This is a genomic window from Enterobacter cloacae complex sp. SHL022, assembly GCF_049237785.1.
Classification (GTDB): Bacteria; Pseudomonadota; Gammaproteobacteria; order Enterobacterales; family Enterobacteriaceae; genus Enterobacter; species Enterobacter hormaechei_C.
Genome location: NZ_JBMKJH010000009.1, coordinates 75,011 through 86,938 on the forward strand (window position 1 = coordinate 75,011; position 11,928 = coordinate 86,938).

An 11,928-nucleotide genomic window follows, 5' to 3' on the forward strand; every position below is an offset into this window, starting at 1 on the left:
TGCAAATTCAGAGCCTCCAAACCCAGACATAACTTGCAATAGTTCCTCTATTGGCCGAACTTATAGATATTAATTACGAAGCGCAAAAAAAATAAATTCTCTCGTTCCCCACAGTGAAGTGAAAACTATGTTGATTCCGTCCAAATTAAGTCGCCCGGTTCGTCTTGACCATACTGTGGTCCGCGAGCGCCTGCTGGCTAAACTTTCCGGTGCGCATAATTTCCGACTGGCGCTGGTTACGAGTCCTGCGGGTTATGGAAAAACAACGCTCATTTCGCAATGGGCGGCAGGTAAAAGCGATCTTGGCTGGTACTCCCTGGATGAAGGTGATAACCAGCAGGAGCGTTTTGCCAGCTATTTAATTGCCGCGATTCAGCAGGCGACCAACGGACACTGCGTCACCAGCGAGGTGATGGTGCAAAAGCGCCAGTACGCCAGCCTGTCCTCTCTTTTCTCCCAGCTGTTTATCGAGCTGGCCGAATGGCATCGCCCGCTGTATGTGGTGATTGATGATTATCATCTGATCACCAACCCGGTTATTCACGAGTCCATGCGTTTCTTCCTGCGCCATCAGCCGGAAAACCTGACGCTGGTTGTCCTGTCGCGTAACCTTCCGCAGTTGGGCATTGCCAACCTGCGGGTGCGCGATCAGCTTCTGGAAATCGGCAGTCAGCAGCTGGCCTTTACCCATCAGGAAGCGAAGCAGTTCTTTGACTGCCGTCTGACGTCTCCGATTGAGGCGTCTGAAAGCAGCCGCCTGTGCGATGACGTTGCCGGCTGGGCCACGGCGCTGCAGCTGATTGCCCTCTCCGCGCGGCAAAACAACAGCCCGACGCATCAGTCCGCACGCCGCCTGGCGGGCATCAACGCCAGCCACCTGTCGGATTATCTGGTGGATGAGGTACTCGACAGCGTTGACCTCTCCACCCGCCATTTCCTGCTGAAAAGCTCCCTGCTGCGCTCCATGAACGACGCGCTGATTGTGCGCGTCACCGGTATTGAAAACGGGCAGCTCCAGCTCGAAGAGATTGAACGTCAGGGTCTGTTCCTGACGCGTATGGACGATCACGGCGAATGGTTTAGCTACCATCCGCTGTTTGGCAGCTTCCTGCGCCAGCGTTGCCAGTGGGAGCTGGCCGCAGAGCTGCCTGACATTCACCGCGCCGCCGCCGAAAGCTGGATGGCGCAAGGTTTCCCGAGCGAGGCTATCCACCATGCGCTGGCCGCCGGGGATGCCGGTATGCTGCGCGATATTCTGCTCAACCACGCGTGGGGACTGTTCAACCACAGCGAACTGACGCTGCTGGAAGAGTCGTTAAAAGCGCTGCCGTGGGAAAGCCTGCTGGAGAATCCGCGTCTGGTGCTGCTCCAGGCCTGGCTGATGCAGAGCCAGCATCGCTACAGCGAAGTGAACACCCTGCTGGCGCGCGCCGAGCAGGAGATGGAAAGCGAGATGGATACCACCCTGCACGGCGAATTTAACGCCCTGCGCGCACAGGTGGCGATTAACGACGGGGACCCGGATGAAGCTGAACGGCTGGCGATGGTCGCGCTGGATGAGCTGCCGCTGGCGAATTTTTACAGCCGTATTGTGGCCACCTCGGTACACGGCGAAGTGCTGCACTGTAAGGGCGATCTCACGCGTTCGCTTTCACTCATGCAGCAAACCGAACAGATGGCGCGCCGCCACGATGTCTGGCATTACGCCCTGTGGAGCCTGATCCAGCAAAGCGAGATTTTATTTGCTCAGGGGTTTCTGCAAGCAGCCTGGGAAAACCAGGAGAAAGCGTTCCAGCTGATCCGTGAACAACATCTGGAACAGCTGCCGATGCACGAGTTCCTGTTGCGTATTCGCGCTCAGCTGCTGTGGGCATGGTCGCGTCTGGATGAAGCAGAAAGCTGCGCCCGCCAGGGTCTGAATGTCCTTTCGAGCTTCCAGCCGCAGCAGCAGCTCCAGTGTCTGGCTCTGCTGGTGCAGTGCTCGCTGGCACGCGGCGACCTGGATAATGCCCGTAACCACCTTAACCGCCTGGAAAATCTGCTCGGCAACGGACAGTACCATAGCGACTGGGTCTCCAACGCCGATAAGGTCAGGGTGATTTACTGGCAGATGACCGGCGATAAAAAGTCCGCCGCCAACTGGCTGCGTCACACGCCTAAACCGGAATTTGCCAATAACCACTTCCTGCAAAGCCAGTGGCGCAATATTGCCCGCGTGCAGATCCTGCTGGGTGACTTTGAGCCTGCCGAGATCGTGCTGGAAGAGTTAAACGAAAACGCCCGCAGCCTGCGTCTGATGAGCGATTTAAACCGCAACCTGCTGCTGTTAAACCAGCTTTACTGGCAGGCAGGACGTAAAAACGATGCCCAGCGCGTACTGCTGGAAGCGTTGCAGCTGGCGAACCGCACCGGGTTTATCAGCCACTTTGTAATTGAGGGTGAAGTGATGGCCCAGCAGCTGCGCCAGCTGATTCAACTCAACACGCTGCCGGAACTCGATCAGCATCGCGCCCAGCGCATTCTGCGCGAGATTAACCAGCATCATCGCCACAAGTTTGCGCACTTCGATGAGAACTTTGTTGAACGTCTGCTGAACCATCCGGAAGTGCCGGAGCTTATCCGTACCAGCCCGCTCACCCAGCGTGAATGGCAGGTGCTGGGGCTGATCTATTCCGGCTACAGCAACGAGCAGATTGCCGGTGAGCTGGCGGTGGCGGCGACCACCATCAAAACGCACATTCGCAATCTGTATCAGAAGCTGGGCGTGGCGCACCGTCAGGATGCGGTGCAGCATGCGCAGCAGCTGTTGAAGATGATGGGGTACGGAGTGTAAATCCTTTGCGGTCTGATGCCCTCACCCCGGCCCTCTCCCACAGGGAGAGGGAGAATGGCTTCTCAACATAACTCTAACTGCAAATTATTATCTTTAATCACCTGCATCACGCCCGCCGGTGGCATCACATCAGTATAAACCGCATCCACCATGCTGATGCTGCCCATGTTCACCATCGCGTTACGACCAAACTTGGAGTGATCCACCACCAGCATCACGTGACGTGAGTTTTCAATGATCGCGCGCTTGGTGCGCACCTCGTGGTAATCAAACTCCAGCAGCGAGCCGTCGGTGTCGATGCCGCTGATCCCCAGAATGCCGAAATCGAGGCGAAACTGAGAGATAAAATCGAGCGTCGCTTCGCCGATAATGCCCCCGTCGCGGCTGCGCAGTTCGCCGCCCGCGAGGATGATGCGGAAATCGTCTTTCTGCATCAACGTGTTGGCCACGTTCAGGTTGTTGGTCACCACGCGGAGGTTCTCGTGGTTCAGCAGCGCATGGGCGACCGCTTCCGGCGTGGTGCCGATATCAATAAACAGCGTCGCGCCGTTCGGGATCTGGCTCGCCACTTTACGGGCGATACGCTCTTTCTCTGCCGTTTGCGTCGCCTTACGGTCATGCCATGAGGTGTTCACCGAGCTGGACGGCAGCGCGGCACCGCCGTGGTGACGCAGAATACGGTTCTGATCGGCCAGGTCGTTGAGGTCACGACGGATGGTTTGCGGGCTAACGGCAAACTGCTCCACCAGCTCTTCAGTACTGACGTATCCCTGTTTTTTTACCAGTTCGATAATGGCGTCATGACGTTGTGTTTGTTTCATGAAATATCCCTGGGAATTATGTTCGCTTTCGCGCATGGAGCGTATCGGCCAGCGCCATCGCCAGCCCGACCGCCAGGCCGGTAACGTGCGCACCATTGGCGATAGACATACCAAACAGATCAAACCATCCGGCAATAAGCCATATTAATGCAAAGGTTATTAATCCACGTTGTAAATAGATGCCGCTATCCGGGTCGCGCTCGCCTCTGAGCCAGGCGTAACCCATCAGGGCGTACACCACGCCGGATAACCCGCCAAACCATGGACCGCTGAATTTATGCTGCACGTAGCCGCTTAACAGGGCGCTGATAAGGGTGATCACAATCAGCTTGCCGCTGCCGAGCCGCTTCTCCACCGCCCCGCCGAGATACCACCACCACAGCAGGTTAAAGAGGATATGCATCACCGAGAAGTGCATCAGCGCATGCGTGAAGTAGCGCCAGACGTCAAATTGCAGGGAGGGATCGTACGGCCATGCGAGGGCAATCATCACGCTCTGGTCACCCACCACGCTCATAATAATGAAGACGATGATGCAGGCTACCATTAAAAGCAGCGTAAACGGTCCTGCGCGCTCGCGGAGGGTGGCGAGAAACGGAAAACGTTGATAGTGCAGGCCACTGCCGGTCTGGCCGGATTGCCAGCTTGCCGCCAGATAACGCGGGTCGCCCGGGTTTTCCAGGAAACGCGCCAGCTCGGCGTTCACGCGCCCAGCCTGGCTTTCGTCTGCCAGCCAGACATCCGTCTGTGTATGCTGCTGAATAGTCAGGATAATGCCCTGCGTCGCCATATAGTCGACAAACGCCTGGGCGACGCGCGGGTTGCTAAAAGAGGTGATCATCAACATGGGCAGCGGTCGCTTATTTCCACACAAAAGGGGACAGTATAGCGGGATCAGCGCTCAAACGCGTATTCAACTTCTGCCGGGAAATGACGATGCCAGGCATCGAAGCCGCCATCGACGCTGTATACCGCCTCGTAACCCTGCTGGAGCAGATACTGCGCCGCGCCTTTACTGCTGTTGCCGTGATAGCACATCACCATCACCGGGGTATCGAAGTCGTTATCGCGCATAAACGCGCCCAGCGTGTCGTTGGTGAGATGGAACGCGCCCGGCGTGTGGCCCATCGCAAAGCTCTGCGGATCGCGGATATCCACCAGCACCGCTTTTCCCTGGTGCATCTTCTGGTGGGCTTCTTCTACGTTAATACATTCAAACTGATCCATGGTGTTCTCATCTTATATTCAGGTGTGGTGCGGTTTTCCCCTCACCCTACCCTCTCCCGGAGGGAGAGGGCTGGGGTGAGGGCATCAGACCGCACGATTTTACCCCGTAGTGTACGTCCTGGCGGCGGGTAAACGCCATTATGTTATCCATATCACTCTAAATTGTTTTTTTGATGTTACCAAAAGCGCGTTCCTTTGCTATTATGAGCGATATCGAACATTTTTGAGCTTTAACGAAAGTGCATGAGGGTGTTATGGAAACCAAAGATCTGATTGTGATAGGCGGTGGCATCAACGGTGCCGGTATTGCGGTTGATGCCGCAGGACGCGGTTTATCCGTGCTGATGCTGGAAGCTAACGATCTCGCCTGCGCGACGTCGTCCGCCAGCTCCAAGCTGATCCACGGTGGCCTGCGCTACCTGGAACACTACGAATTCCGCCTGGTCAGCGAAGCGCTGGCCGAACGCGAAGTGCTGCTGAAAATGGCCCCGCATCTGGCGATCCCGATGCGCTTCCGCCTGCCCCATCGCCCGCATCTGCGTCCGGCGTGGATGATCCGCATCGGTCTGTTTATGTACGATCATCTGGGTAAACGCACCAGCCTGCCGGGTTCAACCGGTTTGCGTTTTGGCTCAGAATCGGTCCTTAAGCCTGAAATCGTGCGCGGTTTCGAATATTCCGACTGCTGGGTGGACGATGCGCGTCTGGTACTGGCTAACGCGCAGATGGTCGAGAAGAAAGGCGGCGAGGTGAAAACCCGCACCCGCGCCACCGCCGCACGCCGCGAAAACGGCCTGTGGATTGTGGAAGCGGAAGACGTGGATACCGGCGAGAAGTTTAGCTGGAAAGCGCGCGGCCTGGTGAATGCCACCGGCCCGTGGGTGAAACAGTTCTTCGACGACGGCATGCACCTGCCTTCACCGTACGGCATCCGCCTGATTAAGGGCAGCCACATCGTGGTGCCGCGCGTGCATACCCAGAAACAGGCTTATATCCTGCAAAATGAAGACAAGCGCATTGTGTTTGTGATCCCGTGGATGGACGAGTTCTCCATCATCGGCACCACCGACGTGGAGTACAAAGGCGATCCGAAAAACGTTGAGATCGACGAGAGTGAAGTCAGCTACCTGTTGAAAGTGTACAACGCGCACTTTAAGAAACAGCTGGCGCGCGATGACGTGGTCTGGACCTACTCCGGCGTGCGTCCGCTGTGTGATGACGAGTCTGACTCACCGCAGGCCATCACCCGTGACTATACGCTTGATATTCACGACGTTGACGGTCAGGCGCCTCTGCTCTCCGTGTTTGGCGGTAAGCTCACCACCTACCGTAAACTGGCGGAGCACGCGCTGGAGAAACTGGCGCCGTATTACAAAGGCATCGGCCCGGCGTGGACGAAAGGCGCCGTGCTGCCTGGCGGCGATATCGGCGATAACCGCGACGATTACGCCGCGAAGCTGCGTCGCCGCTTCCCGTTCATTACCGAAGGCATGGCGCGCCACTACGCCCGCACCTACGGCAGCAACACCGAACTGTTCCTCGGCGACGCGAAAGAGATTGCCGATCTGGGCGAGCATTTTGGCCATGAGCTATACGAAGCCGAGCTGCGCTACCTGGTGGAACACGAGTGGGTGCGCCGTCTGGACGATGCCATCTGGCGTCGTACTAAAGAAGGGATGTGGCTGAATGCCGAGCAGCAGTCTCGCGTGGCGCAGTGGCTGGCGCAACATGCGGGAAAGCGTGAATTGTCGCTGGCGTCGTAATTGAAAAAAAGCCGGGTGTCGGCTCCGCCTTACCCGGCCTACTCGATCCCGTAGGCCCGGTAAGCGCAGCGCCACCGGGCTTTGTTTTTACAACCGCACCGGATCAATATGCCAGATATTCTCGGCATACTCTTTGATGGTCCTGTCTGACGAGAAGTAGCCCATGTTGGCGATGTTATGCATCGCGGTGCTGGTCCACTTCTCCTGCTGACGGTACAGTTCGTCCACCTTATCCTGACAATCCACGTAGCTGCGGTAATCCGCCAGCACCTGATAGTGATCGCCAAAGTTAATCAGCGAGTCCACCAGGTCACGATAGCGTCCAGGCTCCTCAGGGTTAAACACTCCGGTGGCGATTTGCGTCAGCACCTGGCGTAACTCTTCATCCTCTTCATAATACTCACGCGGCGAGTAGCCCTGCTTGCGCAGCGCCTCCACCTCTTCCGCCGTATTCCCGAAGATAAAGATATTCTCCGCGCCCACATGCTCCAGCATTTCGACATTTGCGCCGTCCAGCGTGCCGATAGTCAGCGCGCCGTTCAGGGCAAACTTCATGTTGCTGGTGCCGGATGCTTCCGTCCCCGCCGTGGAAATCTGCTCAGAGAGATCCGCCGCCGGAATGATCAGCTGCGCCAGGCTCACGCTGTAGTTCGGGATAAACACTACCTTCAGCTTATCGCCAATGTCCGGATCGTGGTTCACCACCTTCGCCACATCGTTGATGAGATGAATGATGTGCTTCGCCATGTAATACGCGGAGGCCGCCTTACCGGCAAAGATTTTCACACGCGGCACCCACTCCGCCGTCGGGTCAGCCTTAATGCGGTTGTAGTGGGTAATGACGTGCAGGACATTCATCAGCTGACGCTTGTACTCGTGGATACGTTTGATCTGCACGTCGAACAGCGCTTTCGGGTTCGCCACCACGTTCAGATGCATCGCCAGCCAGACCGCCAGACGCTTCTTGTTCAGCAGCTTGGCTTCCCGTACCGCTTTGTTCACCGTCGGGAAATCGATGTGCTGCTCAAGCTCGCTCAGCTGGCTCAAATCGGTGCGCCAGGTGCGGCCAATGTTCTCATCCAGAACGTCGGAGAGCGGCTGGTTCGCCAGCGCCAGCCAGCGGCGCGGGGTGACGCCGTTGGTCACGTTGCAGAAACGCGTCGGGAAGATCTTCGCGAAGTCCGCAAACAGCGACTGCACCATCAGGTTCGAATGCAGCTCTGATACGCCGTTGACCTTGTGGCTGATCACCACCGCCAGCCAGGCCATGCGTACGCGACGCCCGTTGGATTCATCAATGATCGAGGCGCGGCTCAGCAGACCGGTATCGTTCGGGTACTGCTCCTGCAAGGTCTTGAGGAAGTAGTCATTGATCTCGAAGATGATTTGCAGATGGCGCGGCAGAATTTTGCCGAGCATATCCACCGGCCACGTCTCCAGCGCTTCACTCATCAGCGTATGGTTGGTGTACGAGAACACCTGGCAGGTTACTTCAAACGCGTCATCCCAGCTGAACTTATGCTCGTCAATCAGCAGGCGCATCAGCTCAGGGATCGACAGCACCGGATGGGTATCGTTGAGGTGAATAGCGGTTTTTTCCGCCAGATTCGCATAGGTTTTGTGCAGCTGATAGTGACGGCTAAGGATATCCTGAATCGTTGCCGAGACGAGGAAATACTCCTGACGCAGGCGCAGCTCGCGGCCTGAGTAGGTCGAGTCATCCGGATACAGGACGCGGGACACGTTCTCAGAGTGGTTTTTATCTTCCACCGCCGCGAAGTAGTCGCCCTGGTTGAATTTACCCAGGTTGATCTCGCTACTGGCCTGCGCGTTCCACAGGCGCAGCGTATTGGTCGCATCGGTGTCGTAGCCGGGGATGATCTGGTCGTAGGCCACGGCCAGGATCTCCTCGGTTTCCACCCAGCGGGATTTTTTACCTTCCTGCTGAATACGCCCGCCAAAACGCACCTTGTAGCGCGTGTTGTGGCGCTTGAACTCCCACGGGTTACCGTACTCCAGCCAGTAGTCCGGGGACTCTTTCTGACGGCCATCCACGATGTTCTGCTTGAACATGCCGTAGTCGTAGCGAATACCGTAGCCGCGCCCCGGCAGCGCCAGCGTCGCCAGTGAATCGAGGAAGCAGGCGGCAAGACGCCCGAGACCACCGTTACCCAGCCCCGGGTCGTTCTCTTCGTCAATCAGCTCTTCTAAATCCAGCCCCATCTCTTCCAGTGCGTTTTTGACGTCGTCATAAATCCCGAGCGATAACAGCGCATTGGAGAGGGTGCGACCAATCAGAAACTCCATCGACAGGTAATACACCTGTCGCGTCTCCTGCGAAAGCTGGGCGCGGTTGGAGCGCAGCCAGCGTTCGACCATACGGTCGCGCACCGCAAACAGCGTGGCGTTCAGCCACTCATGTTTGTTGGCAATAACGGGATCTTTCCCAATGGTAAACATCAGCTTATAGGCGATGGAGTGTTTCAACGCCTCAACGCTGAGCGTGGGGGAAGAGTAGCTAAATGGAGCATTCATATCAGTAACTTCGCCTCGTTACATCAAGCGTTGATAAAGGTCGCGGTAGGACTGCGCCGCAACGTGCCAGCCAAAGTCCATGGACATCGCCTGACGTTGTACGTAACGCCACAGGGATGGACGGGACCACAAGACGAAAGCACGCCGGATCGCCCGAAGCAGCGACCAGGCATTACTGTCCTCGAAAACAAACCCGCTGGCGATACCATCCGCCAGGTTTTCCAGGGAGCTGTCAGACACCGTATCCGCCAGCCCGCCCGTGCGGCGTACCAGCGGCAACGTACCGTATTTCAGACCATAGAGCTGCGTCAGGCCGCAGGGCTCGAAACGGCTCGGCACCAGAATCACGTCCGCGCCGCCCATGATGCGGTGCGAGAACGCTTCGTGATAGCCAATCTGCACGCCCACCTGCCCCGGATGTTCCGCCGCGGCCGCAAGGAAACCTTCCTGCAATACCGGGTCGCCCGCGCCGAGCAGCGCCAGTTGCCCACCTTGCTCCAGTAATCCCGGCAGCGCTTCCAGCACCAGATCCAGCCCTTTCTGGCTGGTCAGGCGGCTGACCACCGCAAACAGCGGTACCTTGTCGTTGACCTTCAGCCCCATCGCAATCTGTAGCTGGCGCTTGTTCTCCGCTTTGTCCTCCACGGAGTCGCGTCCATAGCGCGCCGCCAGCAGGAGGTCCGTTTCCGGATTCCAGATCTGTTCATCTACGCCGTTCAGAATGCCCGACAGACGACCTTCACGGTGGCGCTGTTGCAGCAGCCCTTCCATACCGTAACCGAACTCCGGCTGGGTAATTTCACGCGCGTAGGTTGGGCTGACCGCCGTGATATGGTCGGCGTAGTACAGACCCGCCTTCAGAAACGAAATCTGTCCGTTAAACTCCAGCCCGTGCATGTTAAAGAACGACCATGGCAGATCGATGTCATTCATATGATGCGCGTAATACATGCCCTGATACGCCAGGTTGTGCACCGTAAACACCGATTTGGCCGGGTGCCCCTTCGCCGCCAGATACGCAGGAGCCAGCCCCGCGTGCCAGTCGTGCGCGTGCACCACGTTCGGACGCCAGAACGGATCCAGCCCGACGGCCATCTCCGCCCCCACCCAGCCGAGCAGGGCAAAGCGCAGCACGTTATCGGTATAGGCGTACAGGTTGGTATCGTGATACGGGCTGCCGGGTCGATCGTATAAATGCGGGGCATCAATCAGGTAAATCCCTACGCCATTGTAATGTCCAAACAGCAGGGTGATACGTCCCGCGAAGGTCTCGCGACGGGTAACAACCTTTGCATCGGGAATACCACGCCGGATATCCGGAAAAGCGGGCAACAACACGCGGGTATCCACCCCTCCGGCAATTTGCGCCGCCGGTAGTGCACCAAGAACATCCGCCAGTCCGCCCGTTTTTAACAACGGGAACATCTCAGAACATACGTGTAAAACCTGCATCATCGCTCCTGTTTGATTTGCAGCTTCCGCAACATTTCCCGTGTTACTAACACGATCCCCTCTTCCGAACGGTAGAAACGACGCGCATCTTCTTCCGCGTTTTCCCCAATCACCATCCCTTCGGGAATGACGCAGGCACGGTCGATAACGCAGCGACGCAGACGACATGAGCGCCCTACCCATACATCCGGCAGCAGGACTGCCGAATCGATATTACAGAATGAGTTTATACGCACGCGCGGGAACAGCACGGACTGCACCACCACCGAACCGGAGATAATGCACCCGCCAGAGACCAGCGAGTTGAGCGTCATACCATGGCTGCCGGAGCGGTCCTGGACGAACTTCGCCGGCGGCAGCGATTCCATATGGGTGCGAATCGGCCAGTTCTGGTCGTACATATCCAGCTCAGGCGTGACGGACGCAAGATCGAGGTTGGCTTTCCAGTACGCTTCCAGCGTTCCCACATCGCGCCAGTAAGGTTCCGCATTCGGATCGGACTGCACGCAGGACAGCGGGAAGGGGTGTGCATACGCCATGCCAGCTTTGGTAATTTTCGGGATAATGTCTTTGCCGAAGTCGTGACTGGAGTTCTCGTCTTTGTCGTCCTCTTCCAGCAGTTCATAAAGATAATCGGCGTCAAAGACATAGATCCCCATGCTGGCGAGGGATTTGGTGTCGTCTCCCGGCATGGTTGGCGGGTTCGCCGGTTTTTCGACAAAGTCGATAATCTTGTCGTCGCCATCTACATGCATCACGCCAAACGCGGTTGCTTCCGCAACAGGCACCGGCAGGCACGCCACGGTGCAGCGCGCCCCTTTTTCGACGTGGTCGATCAGCATGTGGGAGTAATCTTGCTTGTAGATGTGGTCCCCGGCGAGGATAACGATGTATTCCGCGTTGTAGCGGCGAATGATGTCGAGGTTTTGGGTCACGGCATCCGCCGTGCCGCGGTACCAGTTCTCCCCGTGAACGCGCTGCTGCGCCGGGAGCAGATCGACAAACTCGTTCATCTCTTCGCTGAAGAATGACCAGCCGCGCTGAATGTGCTGCACCAGCGTGTGCGACTGATATTGGGTAATGACGCCAATACGGCGAATGCCTGAGTTCAGGCAGTTTGACAGTGCAAAATCGATAATACGGAACTTACCACCAAAGTGAACGGCCGGTTTAGCGCGCTTGATGGTCAAATCTTTCAGACGGGTACCACGCCCGCCCGCGAGTATCAGGGCAACTGTTTTTAATGGTAGCTGGCGCGCCAACATTAACGGATCGTTCTTCTCTAATCTAACCATGA

The 11,928-nt window shown here is 57.2% G+C and carries 8 protein-coding genes; 2 read left to right on the plus strand and 6 right to left on the minus strand.

The window, feature by feature from the left end:
- Nucleotides 1–127 precede the first annotated feature (127 nt).
- The gene (gene malT, locus ACOTZD_RS18335) at nucleotides 128–2,833 is read left to right on the plus strand and encodes an HTH-type transcriptional regulator MalT (RefSeq protein WP_003861595.1); all 2,706 of its coding nucleotides are present in this window, start codon (nucleotides 128–130) and stop codon (nucleotides 2,831–2,833) included.
- Nucleotides 2,834–2,895: 62 nt separating this feature from the next.
- Here the strand turns inward: malT and ACOTZD_RS18340 are convergent, their stop codons facing one another.
- From ACOTZD_RS18340 to glpE, 3 genes are read right to left on the minus strand one after another with little or no spacing between them, the layout of a single operon-like run.
- The gene (locus ACOTZD_RS18340; protein WP_003861593.1) at nucleotides 2,896–3,654 is read right to left on the minus strand and encodes a DeoR/GlpR family transcriptional regulator; all 759 of its coding nucleotides are present in this window, start codon (nucleotides 3,652–3,654) and stop codon (nucleotides 2,896–2,898) included.
- Nucleotides 3,655–3,670: 16 nt separating this feature from the next.
- Nucleotides 3,671–4,501 (minus strand): rhomboid family intramembrane serine protease GlpG, encoded by an 831-nt coding sequence (gene glpG / locus ACOTZD_RS18345; protein WP_003861592.1) that lies wholly within the window; start codon nucleotides 4,499–4,501, stop codon nucleotides 3,671–3,673.
- Nucleotides 4,502–4,548: 47 nt separating this feature from the next.
- Nucleotides 4,549–4,881, minus strand: a complete 333-nt coding sequence (gene glpE / locus ACOTZD_RS18350) for a thiosulfate sulfurtransferase GlpE (protein WP_003861590.1) — start codon at nucleotides 4,879–4,881, stop codon at nucleotides 4,549–4,551.
- A gap of 254 nt (nucleotides 4,882–5,135) precedes the next feature.
- On the opposite strand from glpE, the gene glpD reads away from it, so the two are divergent.
- Nucleotides 5,136–6,644: a glycerol-3-phosphate dehydrogenase gene (gene glpD, locus ACOTZD_RS18355; RefSeq protein ID WP_023314965.1), complete on the plus strand. Its 1,509-nt coding sequence runs from the start codon at nucleotides 5,136–5,138 to the stop codon at nucleotides 6,642–6,644.
- 87 nt (nucleotides 6,645–6,731) lie between these two features.
- On the opposite strand, the gene glgP is transcribed toward glpD, so the two are convergent.
- Genes glgP through glgC form a run of 3 tightly spaced genes read right to left on the minus strand, consistent with a single transcriptional unit; the run spans nucleotide 6,732 to nucleotide 11,926 of the window.
- The gene (gene glgP / locus ACOTZD_RS18360; protein ID WP_023314966.1) at nucleotides 6,732–9,179 is read right to left on the minus strand and encodes a glycogen phosphorylase; all 2,448 of its coding nucleotides are present in this window, start codon (nucleotides 9,177–9,179) and stop codon (nucleotides 6,732–6,734) included.
- Nucleotides 9,180–9,197: 18 nt separating this feature from the next.
- Nucleotides 9,198–10,631 (minus strand): glycogen synthase GlgA, encoded by a 1,434-nt coding sequence (glgA, locus tag ACOTZD_RS18365; protein ID WP_022649646.1) that lies wholly within the window; start codon nucleotides 10,629–10,631, stop codon nucleotides 9,198–9,200.
- Nucleotides 10,631–11,926 (minus strand): glucose-1-phosphate adenylyltransferase, encoded by a 1,296-nt coding sequence (gene glgC, locus ACOTZD_RS18370; protein WP_003861582.1) that lies wholly within the window; start codon nucleotides 11,924–11,926, stop codon nucleotides 10,631–10,633. The genes glgA and glgC overlap by 1 nt, the downstream gene beginning before the upstream one ends.
- Nucleotides 11,927–11,928 lie beyond the last annotated feature (2 nt).